Source organism: Clostridium tyrobutyricum (assembly GCF_019144085.1).
Classification (GTDB): domain Bacteria; phylum Bacillota; class Clostridia; order Clostridiales; family Clostridiaceae; genus Clostridium_B; species Clostridium_B tyrobutyricum_A.
This window is the reverse complement of record NZ_JAHHUY010000016.1, coordinates 15062-31825: the sequence shown is the minus strand read 5'-3', so window position 1 is coordinate 31825 and position 16764 is coordinate 15062. Positions and strand designations below refer to the sequence as shown.

Below are 16764 nucleotides of genomic sequence, written 5' to 3'. Positions count from 1 at the left end.
AAATTAGATGTAATATAAAATTAATTATCGGAATATAAGGAGGAAAGGCACATATGGATTTTTCTAATACAAAAAAGAGAAATAATGTAGAACTTGAAGGTACTAAAGTAATTTCAAATAATGATACTGTAGAATTTTTAAAAAATATGAAAATAAAAATAGAAGATATAATAAAACAGCATAATGAGGTTAATAGTGAACATGATATTCTAAAGGAACTTACAAAAGATATAGAAAATCATATGAGTGGAATATCAGATGTTACAAAGAATGCTATTGAATCAACAAACCTTTTATTTGAAAAAGGAAACAAGCTTCTTGATTTGACAGAAGAAACTATAGAAAAATCTGTAAAGGGAAGACAGGCTATTGAACTGAACAAAAAAGAAGTAGAATCTTTGGAGAAGGAAATAAAAGGTACATATTCTAGCTTAAATGAGCTTGCAAAAAGATTTAATAAAATAAATCAGATAGCACAATTAATAACAGGTATAGCACGTCAAACAAATTTACTTGCATTGAATGCATCTATAGAAGCCGCAAGAGCGGGAGAAAGTGGAAAGGGATTTGCAGTAGTTGCTGATGAGGTAAAAAAATTAGCCGAAGTTACAGGAAGTAGTACCAAGGATATAACTGATCTAATTAGATCTATAAACGATGATACAAAAGTTGTTCTTGGTAATGCTGGAAAGAGTACAGAATTTGTTGAACATGGAATAAAATCTTCAAAAGAAGCCATGCAGAAAATAGATGATACATTAAGTGCTTTCTCACAGGTAGAAAACATAGTCAAATCGGTAAAGAGCTCTATGACTGAACAAAAGCAGAATATAGAGGAAATATCCAAAAAAACAAGTGCGATAGACGATATATTGAATAATACAAATACACAGATTCTTAAACATATAGATGAAGCTTCTGTAGTAGATGAGGCTTTGGATGAAAGTGTAAATGAGTTGGCTTCATTTACAGAAAAACTGAATTAGATACAATAAATACCACGTAAACAGTATACTGTTTGCGTGGTATTTATTGTATAAGTATTTTTAAATTTATGGTATAATTCCTATAAAAACATATATTTTAAGGGGTATTTTAAATGAATAGAACTATTTTAATAGTAGATGATGAAGAGAGAATGAGATTACTTATGGAAGCTTATCTTAAAAAGGATGGGATGAAAACTGTATTAGCTGAAAATGGTAAAGATGCACTGGATAAATTTGAAAAATACGAAGTGGACTTAGTTGTATTGGATATAATGATGCCTCTAATGGATGGATGGACAGTATGTAGAAAACTTAGGGAGACATCAAATGTTCCTATAATTATGTTAACGGCAAGAGCGGAAGATGAAGATCAGCTTTTAGGATTTCAATTAGGTACTGATAGTTATGTGACTAAACCTGTAAGTCCAAGTATACTTGTAGCAAGAATAAAAGCTCTTTTAAAAAGAGCTTATTCAGACGCAGAAAATGGTGAAAAAAATAATTATGATGGATTGTGTATGAATGAAGAAGCCCATGAAGTGAAAATAAATGAAGATGATATATATCTTTCACCAAAAGAATTTGAGCTTCTTTGTTATCTGATAAAAAATAAAAATATAGTTTTAACCAGAGAAAAAATTTTGGATTATGTATGGGGATTGGATTATTATGGTGATTTAAGAACTGTTGATACCCACGTAAAGAGGCTTAGAGAAAAGTTGGGAGATAAGGCGTATCTTATAACCACTATACGAGGTGTAGGATATAAGTTTGATATTAAAGAAAAAAAATAAAAAATTATCCATATGGAGTAAATGTTATGAAATTACAAGATTTAATATTAAAAAACAGGATTGTGTTGAAAATAAGAAAAAATATAACTTTGAAGTTATTTTTGGTAACAGCTTTTGTTTTTACAATATTTATAACAAGTACACTACTATTTCAGTCGGTATTTTTTGGAAAATTTTATATAGCACAAAAGAAAAGGCATTTAGAGAATAAAATCCAAAAATTTGCATTGCAATATAATAAATCAAAAGATGAAAATAACATAATTGATTTAATGAAGAATTTTGAAGAAGATAATAATTCAAAAATTGTAATAATGGGACAGAATCAAAAGATAAAATTCATAACAAATTCTTATGATAAAGGATATGATACATTAAGGGTAAAAATCATAAATAGCATAATAATGGAGTGGAGTTCAAGTGCAGATATATTGAGTACTATGAAACAAAATAATAAGCCAATTACAATTATTACGGATACAAGAATTAATGGCACAAAAAATATATTAAGTGCAGTTCCAGATAATAAAAAAAATGAAATAATATTTGCAATAACTTCATTACAACCTGTAAATGAAGCATCAGCAGTAATAAAAGAATTTTATGTATACTTCTATATTGGAGCCATGGTTATTATTATAGTCTTATCTTTAATATATACTAACATGATCTCAAAGCCGCTAGTAAAAATCAATTCAACTGCAAAAAAAATGGCTGAACTTGATTTCTCAGAGAAGTGTAGTATAAATCGCAATGATGAAATTGGAAATTTGGCATGTAATCTAAATTTTTTGTCAGATAATCTTGATAATGCACTTACATCTCTAAAAAAAGTAAATAAAAAGCTTGAAGTGGATATAGAAAGAGAGAGAAGACTTGAAAGGACAAGAAAGGATTTTGTAAATGCAGTATCTCATGAATTGAAGACACCTATAAATTTAATAGAGGGATATGCTGAAGGAATTAAAGATAATGTATTTGAATCTGAAAATAGGGATTATTATATTGATATAATAATAGATGAAAGCAAAAAAATGGGGTATCTTGTAGCGGATATGTTGAATTTATCACATCTAGAATCAGGTATATTCAAGATTACAAGAGAAGAATTTTTTGTAGATAGACTTATACAGCCTATTTTAAAAAAGTTTTCAGTTATTATAAAAAATAAAAATATAATTTTGGAAACTAAAATATTGCATAATATTAAAGTATATGCAGATTGGAATATGATTGAACAGGTAATTACTAATTTTTTAACAAATGCTATTAGATATACTAATGAAAATGGACATATTATAGTTTTAATTGCTAAAGTAGACAAGAAAATTGTTGTATCTGTTGAAAACAGTGGGATTAATATACCTGAGGATCAAATTGACAAAGTCTGGAATAATTTTTATAGAATAGATAAATCAAGAAACAGGAAGTTGGGAGGTACTGGACTTGGCTTGGCTATAGTAAAAAACATTTTAACACTTCATGGTTATAAATATGGTATAAAAAATACAAATATTGGAGTGAAATTTTATTTTGAGATGAACACAATATATTAATTTTTTGTTAATAAAAAGTATATTTTTTGTAAAAAATATTGACATTTAATAAAATGTGTAATTTGACTCTAACATAGAATATAGTTAGGTAGAGCGTATATGTTAAAAAAATAACATATACGCTCTTTTTATTTATCCTGAATATATGAATACGCATTTTTAAAATTATGCATTTGATTGGACTGGTGCTTTTATGTTAATATTAAAATAAATTGTTGAATAATATATAATAATTCGAGAATTCCATTTTATCAGTATATTAAATTATATAATTGCGATAAATTATAAAGTGAATATTATGAATCATATCTTAAGGAATGGAGGAATTTTGTGATAGAATTTAAAAATATAAATAAGTCGTTCAAAAGTAAAAGTATATTAAGCAATATTAATCTAAAGATCAATGATGGAGAACTAGTGGTACTTATAGGTCCTAGCGGATGTGGAAAAACAACTACACTAAAGATGATAAACAAGCTTGTCAGACCTACTTCCGGTGATATTTTTATAAATGAAAAAAATATAAGAAAACAGGATACAATAAAACTTAGAAGAGATATAGGATATGTAATCCAGCAAACAGGTCTTTTTCCTCATATGACTGTTAAGGAAAATATAGGGTTGATACCTAAACTTCAAAAATGGTCTGATGATAAGATACAAAGTAGAATTATTGAACTTTTAAATATGATTGGTATGGATCCAGAGGAATATTTAGATAGATATCCTGATGAATTAAGTGGTGGTCAGCAGCAGAGAATAGGAGTTGCAAGAGCATTTGCAATGAATCCTGATATAATTCTAATGGATGAACCATTTAGTGCACTTGATCCTATAACTAAAAACCAGCTTCAAGATGAGTTGTTCAGTCTTCAGCAGGAATTAAAGAAAACTATAGTATTTGTTACACATGATATGGATGAAGCTATAAAGCTTGCAGATAGAATATGTATAATGAAAGATGGCAATATAGTACAGTTCGATACTCCAGAAGAAATATTAAAAGATCCTTCTCATGGGTTTGTAGAAGAATTCATAGGTAAGAATAGAATTTGGAATAAGCCGGAGTTTATAAAAGCAAAGGATATTATGATAACTAGTCCTGTCATGACTAATTCGAGTAGAAATATAGTTCAGGCAATAGAGATAATGCGAACTAATAAAGTAGATAGTATTATGGTAGTTGATAGAGGTCTAAAACTTCTTGGAATAGTAACACTTAAAGATATAAGAAAAGGTATGGAAAGAACATTAAAATTAAAAGATATAATGGGAACAAATATATTTTCAGTGTCTGAAGAAGATAGCATAGTTGATATACTTGAAAAAATAAACTCTAAGGGAATAGGATATGTACCTGTTTTAAATACTGAAGGAAAATTAAAAGGTCTTATTACACGCAGTAGCCTTATAGCTGTATTGAGCAGTCAATTTCTAGATATGGAGGTGGATATTTAATGAACTCGATTATAGGATTTTTTGGCTTTGTTCAAGACAGATACCAGGAAATATTGAAGTTTTTTCTTCAACATATTGAATTAACTGTATTGTCTGTAATTATAGCTATTGTAATAGGAGTACCTCTTGGAATAATTATAACTAAGAATAAAAAAGTATCTTCAATTGTAATTGGCGTTGCAAATATAATACAGGCTATTCCTAGCTTGGCCTTACTGGGATTTTTAATTCCAATTATAGGAATTGGGAGCAAACCTGCAATTGTAATGGTAATTTTATATTCATTATTGCCAATTATAAAAAATACATATACAGGACTTGTAGGTATTAATCAAAATATTATAGAAGCAGCAGAAGGAATTGGAATGACAGAATCACAAATATTGAAGATGGTAAAATTGCCACTTGCCCTCCCTATAATAATGGCAGGTATAAGGATATCAGCAGTTACAGCAGTTGGACTTATGACTATAGCAGCCTTTGTAGGAGCCGGCGGTTTGGGATATATGGTATTTGCAGGAGTTCAAAGTGTAAATAATAATATGATACTTGCGGGAGCTATACCAGCATGTATATTGGCACTTATAATGGATTTTGCAATCAGCAAGATTGAAAAATCTGCAACAAAGAAAAAGAAGAAAAAAATATCATCAAAATATAAGAAAGCAATTGCAGCTGTAATCTGTATTATAATAGTTGCCACATCAGTATTTTACTATAATGGTACAAAGAATAGAATTGTAGTTGGAGGAAAAAATTTTACAGAACAAATTATATTGGTAGACATGATTGGAGAACTTATTGAAAAAAATAGTAATATGAAAGTTGATTACAAGCCAAATTTAGGTGGAACCAATATAGTACTCAGTGCTATGAAGTCTGGTGATGTAGATGTAAGTGTAGAGTATACAGGTACTGGACTTGTGGATGTAATGAAACATGGTTTAATTCATAATCCAGACAAGGTATATAATACAGTTAAAGATTATTATGATAAAAATTTAAATATAGAATGGCTTAATCCAATTGGATTCAATAATACTTATGTATTGGCAGTATCTAAAGATACAGCCAGTAAATACAATTTAAATACTATATCAGACATTGCAAAGGTAAGCAACCAATTAAGACTGGGCTGTACAATGGAATTTACAGAACGTTCAGATACACTGGGACCACTTAAAGATGTATATGGTATAAACTTTAAAGAAATAAAAGGTGTAGATGCAGGGCTTAGATATACTGCATTAAATCAGAAAAAATCAGATGTAATAGATGCTTTTTCTACTGACGGTTTGTTAAAACAATTTAACTTAAAATCTTTACAGGATGATAAAAAAGTATTTCCACCATACTATGCGGCTACTATAGTAAGAAAAGATACCCTTAAAAAGCATCCTGAACTTAAGGAGATTTTGAATAAGTTAACTGGAAAAATAGATGATCAGACTATGATGGAATTAAATTATAAAGTTGATAGTATGGGGCAAAAGCCAGAAACTGTTGCTCACGAATTTTTAAAGGAACAGGGATTGATAAAATAATATTATTAACAAATTGTTCATATAAATGCCATTGATGTGTCATTTTAGTGAGATAAAATTTAAAATGGTAGTATTAAAAATAGATAAATAAAAAAGAGGAGAAGAAATGAGAGAATCAAATAAAAAAACATCACAGTTTCTATTTTATTTTTTATTCAATAATATAGATATCATTTTATTTTTTATCTTAGTTTTTGCAAAGCTTTATACCTATTCAAAGTCAATATCTCCAGGATATCTGGATAGATCTGTTATAATACCTATAATAGCTTCAATGCTGGTATTTATTGGTATTTCACTGATAATGAAAGAGAAGACAAGGATTAGTTTCTTATATATTGCAAATATAGTCATAAGTTCAATGCTTATTGCGGATGTTATGTATTATAGATATTTTAAGGATATAATTACAGTATCATCTATAAAAAATGCTAAAATGCTTGGAGATGTATCCAGTAGTGTTGCAAGTCTTTTCAATTTTAAAGATATATTTTATATACTGGATGTATTTATACTTATTCCATTTGAAAAAATGTACAAGAGATTGAAACAAAACTCTTTAAAACTATCACATAGGATCCCGGGATTTTTGATATTAATTGCATTGGGTGTAGTTCTAAACGCAGGTACATTATATAATGTTTCTAAAACCCAGCCTACTCTTTTAACTGCTATGAGCAATAGGATATATCTTACTAAAATGATAGGCAATATAGACTTTCATGCGGTGGATGCATTTAATTTTGTAAGTACAAATATAAAAAATTCCAAGAAACTGCCTACGGAAAGGGTAGAGAAAATAAAGAATTTTCTCGAGCAAAATGACCAACAAAGCGGACAAGCTAAATTTCAGGGAAAATATTCAGGAAAGAATTTAATAGTAATACAAGTAGAAGCATTACAACAATTTGTAATTAATCAAAAAGTTAATGGCAAGGAAATAACTCCAAATTTAAACAGATGGCTTAAAAAAAGTATGTATTTTGATAATTATTATTATCAAGTGGCAGGTGGTACTACAGCTGATGCTGAATTTATGTCAAATAATTCCCTGTATCCAGCTCAATCGGGAGCTGCATATTATACGTATAGTGGAAACACATATAATTCATTGGGAGTTGCTTTAAAAAATAAAGGATATTATACGGCAGCTATGCATGGAAATACAGAAGGATTTTGGAATAGAAATGTAATGTATAAAGCTGAAGGATTTGATGATTTTTTTGGACAGCACAGTTATAATGTAGATGAGATAATAGGACTTGGACTTAGTGATAAATCATTTTTAAATCAATCTATTGAGAAAATGAAAAAATTTAAGCAGCCTTATTATCAATTCGTTGTAACACTTACAAGCCATTTTCCTTATGATGCAGGAAGTAGCAAATATGGTAACTTTGATGTAGGAAAATATAAAGGAACCTTCATGGGAAATTACTTACAGGCAATACATTATACAGATGAGCAATTGGGTACTTATCTAGATACTCTTGAAAAAAATGGCACACTTAAAAATTCAGTAGTAGCACTATATGGAGATCATTTTGCAGTACCAAAAGACAAGATGGATCAGTTATATAACTTTGAAAATGTAGACAATCAGAGTGATTATACATGGTTCAAATATCAAAAGGTTCCACTTATAATGCATTTCCCAGATGGTATGAACTCTGGAGTTATAGATCATAGTTATACAGCTCAGATGGACTTGTATCCTACACTGGCAAATCTCATGGGACTTTCAAAACAATATATGTTTGGAAAGGACATGCTTAATGATAAAAGTGGTAAAGTTATATTTAGAAATGGTTCATTTATAGATGGAAAAAATCTTTATGTATCATGGGCAAACAGCTATTATGATCTGGCTACAGGAAAGCCTGTTCAAGAGACGGCTAAATTAAAAGAGGAGAAAGACAAATACACAGAAGAACTGCAGTATTCTGATGATTTATTAAATCATAATCTGCTAAAAACTTTTCTCAATAAAGAGTAATTTATAAAAGACTGAACGTAAAAAAATACGTTCAGTCCTTTTTTAAGTAATTATTTATATGGTTTTATAAAAACCACCAGAGCCAGAATGGAAAGCCACCAGGATAATAGGGATAATCATAACGACGTCTTCTTCTACGTCTTCTGGATCTCCTTGATCTTGTCAAATTACTAAAATTATCATCGCTGTTGTCGTCTATATCATCATCTCTACATACATCATCTTCAGTATTATCATCATTTTCATAATCATAGTAAGGCTCATTGTATATGTCATTGTTTGTAAAAGGATAAGGTTGTGGTTGCATTGGTAACATTCCATAAGGTATCATACCATATCCATAAGGTGTATTGTAACAAGGTGGTATAGGTGCAGAAGGTACATTGTTGTAATAATCCATATATTCGTTAGAATTGTAATTAGTGGTATCACAGTTGCAATCTTCTGATGTGCTTATAGCCTCTGTATTACAGTTATCATAGTTCTTATTTTCATTTTCTAAACTCATTTTAATCCTCCATAGAATTAACTACATAATAGGTTATGTAATTTAATCCATAAAGGTTACAATTAGTTTATTGTTCTGCAAGATCAAATATCTTGACTTTATTAATCTTGTTGTATTTTTCCAATGCCTTTTCTAAAATTATCATTGAATTTTTAATGTCTTCTATGCTTGTACAGTATGAAAATCTAGCTTCATTTTTCCCTAGTCCCTTAGTTGCATAAAATCCTGATGCAGGTGCAAACATTAAAGTATGATTGTTATAAGAAAAGTCCTCAAGAAGCCATCTGGCAAATTTATCTGAATCATTAACAGGAAGTTTTGCAAGCATATAAAAAGCTCCTTCTGGTTTACTACATAGAACACCGGGTATATTTGACATAGCAGTATACATTATGTCTCGTCTTTTCTTATATTGCATTTTTACATCTGTAATATAGCTGTTCATGGTATTTATCAAGTTTGAAGCTGCAAATTGTTCTATAGTTGATACACATAATCTTGCCTGACATAATTTTAATATATTGTGCATCAATTCTTTATTTTTAGAGGCAACAAGACCTATTCTTGCGCCGCAGGCACTATAATGTTTTGATATACTGTCTACAAGTATTACTCTGTCCAATATATCAGATAAATGCATACATGAAGTATATGAAATATTGTCAAAAATAAATTGTCTGTATACTTCATCCGAGATAATAAAGAGATCATATTTCTTGGCAATTCGTGCCAGCATTTCCAATTCATCATATGAATAAACTGTTCCCGTAGGATTACATGGATTTGATATGAGGATACATTTTGTCCTGTTAGTAATTTTAGACTCTATTACAGATTCATCTGGAAGATGGAATTCATTTTCAATTTTTGTTTCAACAGGGACTATTTCAGCGCCAGCTATTTTTGCAAAACTACTGTAATTTGAATAAAATGGTTCAGGGGATATTACCTCATCTCCCGGATCACATATAGCCATAAGTGCAAATTGGATTGCTTCGCTTCCACCGTGAGTTATCATCAACTCATCTTTATCAAAATATATATTTGAATCAGATAATGATTGAATAAAGCTTTCTATTAGTGAATCTATTCCCTGGGAATCACAGTATTTTACTATATTTTCATTGTAATTGGTTACTCCTTCAAAAAATGTATCAGGTGTTTTAACATCAGGTTGACCTATATTTAAATGATATACTTTTATACCCCTTTTTTCCGTATCTTTTGCAAATTTGGATAATTTCCTTATAGGCGAAAAATCCATATTAGAAATTCTATTTGAAAATTGCATATATATATCCTCCTGTAAAAATGTTTATTTATTTCATTAAGTTATATTGTGCCACAAATTTATAAATAAAAAAAGAGCCACATATAATATATTTTAAGACAGTATTGGTTTAAAATTAATATTTTATTAATACTTTATTATAGGTTATAATATACTATATTTTATAAAGTATGTTATAATTAATCTATAAAAATACTATATCTCGCATAGGAAAAGGGGTTTTGAATATGAATTTTACATATAAAAATATATCATTAATATGGAAAATTGGACTTGCAATAATTATTGCTTTAGTATTTATACATATACTGCCTTTTGTTATAATTGCAGGAATTGCAATTTTGGGATTGGTAAAATGTATAAATTACTTCAAGAGCAGAAGTAAAGTTAGAAAAAGCAAAGAACCTTTCAATAAAAAAGTTATAGATGTAAGATACAGAGAAGTATCAAAATAGATTTTATAGATGTAATCATTAAGGACTGGAACATATAGATATAATCTAATATTGTTCCAGTCCTTGTTATTCGTGTATTTTTACATCCAGAAGGTCAAGTATGAACATGAATAGTGGAATTCCAATAAGAAGTCCCCATATTCCCAATATGTGTTCAGAAACTATTAGTATTACAAAAGTAAAGAAAATTGGTATTTTTATTTTGGATGACATTAACTTTGGGTTTAAAATATAACTTTCTATACAATGTATTACTGCAACCATAATAAGGACAGATACAACTTTAGTTAAGCCACCTATGTTAAAAGCTATTAAACAAAGGGGAACTAAAGATATTATTACTCCTGCAACAGGAATTAAGCTAAGTACAAATATCATAAATCCAAGAGTTATAAGTTGTGGAAAGTGTAGAATTGATAGAGTTATTACAGATAGAACAGTGTTTACAAGAGCTATTAATATCTGTGCCTGAATAACTTTACCAAAAGAATTTAGAAAGTTTTTTCCGAAAAAAGCAAGATAATTATATATCCCAGATATCTTGCTGTACTTAAATTTTCTAATAAATTGAATAACTACTTTTTTTTCAAGTATAAAGAATAAACTTAACATAATAGATATAAATATATTTACACTCCATTTACCTATTTCAGAAGCCAGTTGGAGAGAAGCACTAAAACCTGATTTGACATAACTTTTAATGTCTATCTGACCAAGCATATCGACTATGTATTTCTGAATTACTGAATTAGAGTTTCCTGAAAACTTAAATTCTGAAAAACGATCTATAAGAGATTTGGTTTGATTTACAAGCTGGGGTATATACTTTACAATTACGAATACTATAAATGAAAATAAAATGGAATACAATATTACTGTCACTATATTTTCCTTTACCTTTGTTACATTTTTAAATCTTTTAAGTATCAATACCTGAATACTATTCATTATATATGCAAATAAAAAGGTTAACAGGAATAAATTGAATACTGATTGAAAGCTATAAAAAAATATTATTATAGCTATAAATAATAATATTCTCTTTGTTGAGTCTTTTGAAAAAAAGTTGATGAGAAAGTTCATGGTATCTCCTTTCGAATAAATTGATAGTATTTATATTATAAGAGATAAAGTATAGCAATTTCAAGGCATATCAAAAAAATATAGATATAAATGTTATAAATTCGCTAAAATACATGAAATAAGTTGAAACATATCATTGACATAAGAACAAGTGTTCGATATAATTAATAACATAAGTTAAATATTTAGTAATATTTTATAAATAAGTTAATATAATTAATTATGGGCATATAATAAAATTGATTTGGAGACGATATTATGGATAAATATAATCTTTTTGTACGTATAAATTATAGAGCAAATAATATTGAACAGGTTAAAAATAATACTAGAATTAACAACATAAACACAACTTCAAGTAAGTATTTAATAGGAAGTGGAATTTTAAATAAAAACGGCGGCAATGTTATATTTACGGCAAAAACTTTAAATGAGGTACAACAAATTACCATGAATAATAATTTTTTAAAAAATAGTACAATGAGTTATAAAGTGGCCATGATACCAAAGGAAATATAAATATTAATTTAATATATTAAGGTAATAAAAGACTGTGGGTATAATAAAATTATAAACACAGTCTTTTAACTATATTTATTTTTATAAAATAGATTTAAAACAATTGACTAATACATATACATAGTGTACTATATATATAGTACAACAGATCACATATTGATTAAAATGGAGGTGTTATTATGAGTGTGGAATTTGATCCTAATTTACCAATATACAAGCAGATAATGAATATTATAAAAAGAAAAATAATATCAAATGAAATAAAACCTGGTGATAAACTTCCGTCTATAAGAGAAATGTCATCAAATCTCAAAGTTAATCCAAATACTATACAGAGAACTTATCAGGAGTTAGAAAGATGCGGCATTACTTATACCCAACGAGGAATGGGGAATTTTGTTAAGGAGGATATAGATATGGTTGGAAGGTTAAAGCATGAAATGGCTGAGAAAGTTATAGACAATTTTATAGATGGAATGAAAAATTTAGGATTTTCAGGATCTCAGATATTAAATATAGTTGAAAAAAGAATAGTTGATGTAACTTCAGAAGGTAAGGAGGAAAAATAAATGGATGTAATTTTAAAGAGTTCGCAACTTAGAAAAAATTATTTTAGAAAAAAAGCTCTAGATGGATTGGATCTTGAGATAAAAAGTGGAAGAATAGTGGGGCTATTAGGACCTAATGGAAGTGGAAAGACTACATTTTTAAAAATTGCTGCAGGAATATTAAAACAAAGTTCTGGAGAGATACTTATAAATGGTAATAAGCCGGGAGTTATTACGAAATCGGAAGTTTCATATTTACCGGATAAAGATTATCTATTTAAATGGATGAAGATAAAAGATGCTTTTAATTTTTTTAATGATATGTATAAAGATTTCAATTATGATAAGGCTTTACAACTTCTTAAATTCATGAACCTGGATATAAACAGTAAAGTAAAATCCCTTTCAAAAGGAATGAGTGAAAAATTGTATTTGACACTAGTGCTTTCAAGAAGTGCAAAACTGTATATATTAGATGAGCCTTTAGGCGGAGTTGACCCAACTACAAGAGAGAGAATATTGGATGCCATATTGGATAATTACAGTAAGGATAGTTCTATATTGATTACAACTCATCTTGTAAGTGATATAGAAAGATTATTTGATGATGTAGCTTTTATATCAGAAGGAAAGATAACATTGTCAGGGGATGCTGAAGAATTGAGAGCCAAAAGAGGCAAATCCGTAGATGAAATATACAGGGAGGTATTTAAATAATGTTTGAAATTATAAAATATGATCTTAAGGCTTATTATAAAGATTTTCTTATAATGATTTGTGCCATGGTTCTATTAAATCTGGCCCTGGGTATCAAGGTAAGTTCATGGGGAAATGATGCAATACTTGGAATAAGCATGATGATAAGTTTTGCTGCATCCGTAGTAGTGGTAATATGGAATATAGCATTATTTGCCAGGGATATTTATGGAGACAGCGGATATCTTTTATTTACTACTCCTAGAAGTGGATCTTCCATACTTGGAAGCAAGATTATAACAGCCATTCTTCAGTGTATTATAATAGGAATAGTAGCAATAATCATAACATTTATATGGACACAGGTATTGCAGGTTACTTCTGGTTTTGTGTTTAACGTAAGAGATATATTTAATTCTATATTTAAAACTTTTAGCGTGAAGTTTATGATATTGGGTATTATTGCTGTAGTGGTAAGCTATATAAGCTTTTTGCTTACGGTTTATTTAGCTGTAACTTTAAGCAAAGTTGCAATTAAAAGTAGAAAAATCGGCAAGCTTGGGAGTTTTATCATATTTATAGTTTTGGTAATAGCTCAGGCAAGAGTTGAGACTTTATTTGCAAAAATATTTCCTCAAACCTTTAAGCTGAATGTTTTATCATCTAAAGGAAATTTGAGTATTGGAGAAGTATCAAATGGTTTTGTTGATGTAAATATATCTTTAGTAATCTGTACTGTGGCCATTGTGGTGGCTATGTTTTATATAGTGGCATATTTACTGGAGAATAAACTGGATCTATAGATAGAAAATAAAAAGTGAGTTTTAAAGCTCGCTTTTTATTTTTATGTATGAATATTGATGTATAGTGAGAAAATGATATAATAATTATAATATGCATTTATAGGGAGGAATTGTTTTGGATAAAATTGCATTGATAACGGATTCAACTAGTGATTTACCTGAAGACTTAATAGAGCAATACAGTATAAATGTAATGCATTATAGAATAATATATAAAAACAGAGAATATATAGATAAAATAAATATAACTCCAGATTATGTATATGAAAATTTGCACAATGAGATACCAACATCATCAATGCCTGCTGTAGATGAGATGGAAAATGTTTTTGGCTTATTGGAAAAACAAGGGTATACTCATGCTATAGTTATAACTTTATCAAGTGGACTTACAGGTTTCTATAATGGAATAAAACTTGTAAGTGAAAATCATCCTAAAATAAAAACATGTATTTTTGACTCCAAGCTTATATCTATGGGAGAAGGAATATTGGTTTTAGAATGTGCCAAACTTATAGAAAAATGTATGAATTTTGAATATGTAGTAAATGAATTACCTTGTATAAAAAGCAAAATCAAATTGTTTTTTATAGTGAATACCTTGGAATATTTGAAAAAAGGCGGAAGAATAGGAAAAATTGCAGGTACAATAGGGCAGCTTCTCAACATAAAGCCAATTGTAGCTATAGATAACTCAGATGGAAAATACTATACCTATGACAAAGTACGCGGGCGAAAGAAATCCATAGCAAGAATGGTCGAAATAGCGAATAAAATTTTAGATTCTAACAAGTACAGCCTATTTGTGGTAAATGGTGCAGCATTTGATGATTCAAAGAAAGTATTTGAAAAGATAAAGGAACATAAAAATATAGTCTCAGCTAAATTGTGTGGTTCCATAAGCCCGGTTGCAGGAGTTCATAGTGGACCGGGACTTGTTGGTGTAGTAATGTATGAAGAAGAATAATTAACAGTGTATATTTCAAGTACTCTTGAAATAAAAATTTAAGAGGTACTTGAAGTATTAAAAATAGTATATAATGCATTTATGTAGATTAAAGTAAATTCGGATCTTTAACCAGTGAGCCTTCCACGTATCTATAGACAATATTTCTATCATCTCCAGCATATAAAAATTTCTCCAGTCTGTGTTCTATGGAATAGTCAAAACTGTTGAGATTTGAATCGTCTATTATTAGGGCATCAAAGGAATAACCCTTTTCAAAACTTCCAACTTTTCCAAAGAAACTTCCTCCAGATTTTGTAGCCATATAAAAAGCTTCAGATGTAGATAGAAACTTATATTTCTTTTTGGATTGAACCCAGTATAATTTTGAAAGTTGAATAGCATAAACTATACATTTTATCATGGATAGATTGCTTCCGCCGCTTATATCTGTACCCAGGCAAATGGGAATTTTTAGATCAAGATATTTTCTACAGGGCATTATACCGCTTCCTATATTCATATTTGATGTAGGGCAGTGAATAATCCTTACATTCTTATTTTTTATAAGCTTGATTTCTTCTTGAGATGAATATATGCAGTGAGCCATTAAAGTAGGAGTAGTTCCAAATAACCCAAAGCTGTCATAGACATGACCATAAGATTTACTTTCAGGGTGTAATTCTTTTACCCAGGCTATTTCATCTGTATTTTCAGATAAATGTGATTGTACCGGTATTGAGTATTTTTCAGCTAATTTTCCAAGACCATCCATAAGCTTTTCGGAACAGCTTGGAACAAATCTGGGAGTTATTATTGGCCTTACAAGTTTTGACTTTGTACTGCAGTATTTTATAATCTCCTCTGTATCTTTTAAAGATTGTACAGTATCTTCAGTTAATGAATCAGGAGAATTTCTATTCATGTTTACTTTTCCTATAAAAGCTGACATACCAGAATCATTGAACATGTCTATAAGTAATTTTGTAGCATCTTTATGAATACTTGAAAAAATTACAGATCTAGTAGTACCCTGTTTCCACAATTCCCTTATTAATCTTTTATATGTATTTTCAGCATAGTTTACATCACTGAATTTTGATTCTTCAGGAAATGTATATGAATTCAACCAGGGGAGCAGTTCTTTATCAAGACCAATGCCCATATTTCTGTATTGAGGCGCATGTAGATGAAGATCGTTCATACCTGGTATAATCAATTTATTGCCAAAATCATGAAGCTCCATTCCATTGAATTTTTTATCTAATTTATCTGAAACTTCTTGAATTTTTCCATTTATAACAACTATATATCCATTTTCAATTATATCAAATTTATTTGGAGTTTTAGTGTATAGTATATTTCCTTTAAAAATCTCTTTCATGGTGTTCATCTCCTTAAAGTTAATGTTTTATAATAGTAAAATAACACTAAAACAAGCATTTATCAATAGAATTATCATGAATTATCATCATTTATGATAAAAATAATAAAATAATGATAAAAAATTATTGACACTATTAAATTACATGCATATAATTTATAGTTATAATAGAATAAAAAGAATAGGATGAGATA

The 16764-nt window shown here is 28.8% G+C and carries 16 protein-coding genes; 12 read left to right on the top strand and 4 right to left on the bottom strand.

What is annotated here, in order from left to right; translation table 11 throughout:
- Positions 1-53 precede the first annotated feature (53 nt).
- The 6 genes from KM800_RS08665 (at position 54) to KM800_RS08640 (ending at position 8337) form a co-directional block, all read left to right on the top strand.
- Positions 54-986 carry a methyl-accepting chemotaxis protein gene (locus tag KM800_RS08665; RefSeq protein ID WP_217812722.1) on the top strand — a complete coding sequence of 311 codons (933 nt, stop codon included), beginning with the start codon at positions 54-56 and terminating at the stop codon, positions 984-986.
- Between the two features lie 113 nt (positions 987-1099).
- A complete protein-coding gene (locus KM800_RS08660) occupies positions 1100-1783 on the top strand; it encodes a response regulator transcription factor (RefSeq protein ID WP_217812721.1) in 684 nt (227 codons plus the stop codon).
- A 26-nt stretch (positions 1784-1809) separates the two neighbouring features.
- Positions 1810-3339, top strand: coding sequence for a sensor histidine kinase (locus KM800_RS08655; protein WP_217812720.1), 1530 nt, complete (start codon positions 1810-1812; stop codon positions 3337-3339).
- A 330-nt stretch (positions 3340-3669) separates the two neighbouring features.
- Positions 3670-4797 (top strand): betaine/proline/choline family ABC transporter ATP-binding protein, encoded by a 1128-nt coding sequence (locus tag KM800_RS08650; RefSeq protein ID WP_217812719.1) that lies wholly within the window; start codon positions 3670-3672, stop codon positions 4795-4797.
- Positions 4797-6341, top strand: coding sequence for a glycine betaine ABC transporter substrate-binding protein (locus tag KM800_RS08645; RefSeq protein WP_217812718.1), 1545 nt, complete (start codon positions 4797-4799; stop codon positions 6339-6341). Before KM800_RS08650 ends, KM800_RS08645 begins: the two co-directional genes overlap by 1 nt.
- 106 nt (positions 6342-6447) lie before the next feature.
- Entirely contained in the window at positions 6448-8337 is a 1890-nt protein-coding gene (locus KM800_RS08640; RefSeq protein ID WP_217812717.1) for an LTA synthase family protein, read from the top strand.
- A 64-nt stretch (positions 8338-8401) separates the two neighbouring features.
- On the opposite strand, the gene KM800_RS08635 is transcribed toward KM800_RS08640, so the two are convergent.
- Positions 8402-8845 carry a hypothetical protein gene (locus tag KM800_RS08635; RefSeq protein WP_217812716.1) on the bottom strand — a complete coding sequence of 148 codons (444 nt, stop codon included), beginning with the start codon at positions 8843-8845 and terminating at the stop codon, positions 8402-8404.
- A gap of 67 nt (positions 8846-8912) precedes the next feature.
- Positions 8913-10136, bottom strand: a complete 1224-nt coding sequence (locus tag KM800_RS08630) for a pyridoxal phosphate-dependent aminotransferase (protein ID WP_217812715.1) — start codon at positions 10134-10136, stop codon at positions 8913-8915.
- A 227-nt stretch (positions 10137-10363) separates the two neighbouring features.
- Between KM800_RS08630 and KM800_RS08625 the strand changes: the two genes are divergently transcribed.
- Positions 10364-10591 (top strand): hypothetical protein, encoded by a 228-nt coding sequence (locus KM800_RS08625; protein ID WP_217812714.1) that lies wholly within the window; start codon positions 10364-10366, stop codon positions 10589-10591.
- A 66-nt stretch (positions 10592-10657) separates the two neighbouring features.
- Here KM800_RS08625 and KM800_RS08620 read toward each other — a convergent pair whose 3' ends face one another.
- Positions 10658-11674, bottom strand: a complete 1017-nt coding sequence (locus tag KM800_RS08620) for an AI-2E family transporter (protein WP_217812713.1) — start codon at positions 11672-11674, stop codon at positions 10658-10660.
- A gap of 258 nt (positions 11675-11932) precedes the next feature.
- Between KM800_RS08620 and KM800_RS08615 the strand changes: the two genes are divergently transcribed.
- From KM800_RS08615 to KM800_RS08595, 5 genes are all read left to right on the top strand, one after another.
- Positions 11933-12193 carry a hypothetical protein gene (locus KM800_RS08615; RefSeq protein WP_217812712.1) on the top strand — a complete coding sequence of 87 codons (261 nt, stop codon included), beginning with the start codon at positions 11933-11935 and terminating at the stop codon, positions 12191-12193.
- Positions 12194-12372: 179 nt separating this feature from the next.
- Positions 12373-12762: a GntR family transcriptional regulator gene (locus tag KM800_RS08610; RefSeq protein ID WP_217812711.1), complete on the top strand. Its 390-nt coding sequence runs from the start codon at positions 12373-12375 to the stop codon at positions 12760-12762.
- Positions 12763-13458 (top strand): ABC transporter ATP-binding protein, encoded by a 696-nt coding sequence (locus KM800_RS08605; protein WP_217812710.1) that lies wholly within the window; start codon positions 12763-12765, stop codon positions 13456-13458.
- Complete coding sequence (locus KM800_RS08600) at positions 13458-14240, top strand: hypothetical protein (RefSeq protein WP_217812709.1); 783 nt, start codon at positions 13458-13460, stop codon at positions 14238-14240. The genes KM800_RS08605 and KM800_RS08600 overlap by 1 nt, the downstream gene beginning before the upstream one ends.
- A 115-nt stretch (positions 14241-14355) precedes the next feature.
- The gene (locus KM800_RS08595) at positions 14356-15207 is read left to right on the top strand and encodes a DegV family protein (protein WP_217812708.1); all 852 of its coding nucleotides are present in this window, start codon (positions 14356-14358) and stop codon (positions 15205-15207) included.
- An 88-nt stretch (positions 15208-15295) separates the two neighbouring features.
- Here KM800_RS08595 and guaD read toward each other — a convergent pair whose 3' ends face one another.
- On the bottom strand, positions 15296-16570 hold the full coding sequence (guaD, locus tag KM800_RS08590; protein WP_217812707.1) for a guanine deaminase: 1275 nt from the start codon (positions 16568-16570) through the stop codon (positions 15296-15298).
- Between the last annotated feature and the right edge of the window lie 194 nt (positions 16571-16764).

Bases quoted from the DNA above. Each gene is read 5' to 3' on its own strand.
- KM800_RS08630 (WP_217812715.1), bottom strand. From the start codon at position 10,136: ATGCAATTTTCAAATAGAATTTCTAATATGGATTTTTCGCCTATAAGG.
- guaD (WP_217812707.1), bottom strand. From the start codon at position 16,570: ATGAAAGAGATTTTTAAAGGAAATATACTATACACTAAAACTCCAAAT.
- KM800_RS08655 (WP_217812720.1), top strand. From the start codon at position 1,810: ATGAAATTACAAGATTTAATATTAAAAAACAGGATTGTGTTGAAAATA.
- KM800_RS08620 (WP_217812713.1), bottom strand. From the start codon at position 11,674: ATGAACTTTCTCATCAACTTTTTTTCAAAAGACTCAACAAAGAGAATA.
- KM800_RS08615 (WP_217812712.1), top strand. From the start codon at position 11,933: ATGGATAAATATAATCTTTTTGTACGTATAAATTATAGAGCAAATAAT.
- KM800_RS08640 (WP_217812717.1), top strand. From the start codon at position 6,448: ATGAGAGAATCAAATAAAAAAACATCACAGTTTCTATTTTATTTTTTA.
- KM800_RS08665 (WP_217812722.1), top strand. From the start codon at position 54: ATGGATTTTTCTAATACAAAAAAGAGAAATAATGTAGAACTTGAAGGT.
- KM800_RS08625 (WP_217812714.1), top strand. From the start codon at position 10,364: ATGAATTTTACATATAAAAATATATCATTAATATGGAAAATTGGACTT.
- KM800_RS08605 (WP_217812710.1), top strand. From the start codon at position 12,763: ATGGATGTAATTTTAAAGAGTTCGCAACTTAGAAAAAATTATTTTAGA.
- KM800_RS08600 (WP_217812709.1), top strand. From the start codon at position 13,458: ATGTTTGAAATTATAAAATATGATCTTAAGGCTTATTATAAAGATTTT.
- KM800_RS08635 (WP_217812716.1), bottom strand. From the start codon at position 8,845: ATGAGTTTAGAAAATGAAAATAAGAACTATGATAACTGTAATACAGAG.
- KM800_RS08645 (WP_217812718.1), top strand. From the start codon at position 4,797: ATGAACTCGATTATAGGATTTTTTGGCTTTGTTCAAGACAGATACCAG.
- KM800_RS08610 (WP_217812711.1), top strand. From the start codon at position 12,373: ATGAGTGTGGAATTTGATCCTAATTTACCAATATACAAGCAGATAATG.
- KM800_RS08660 (WP_217812721.1), top strand. From the start codon at position 1,100: ATGAATAGAACTATTTTAATAGTAGATGATGAAGAGAGAATGAGATTA.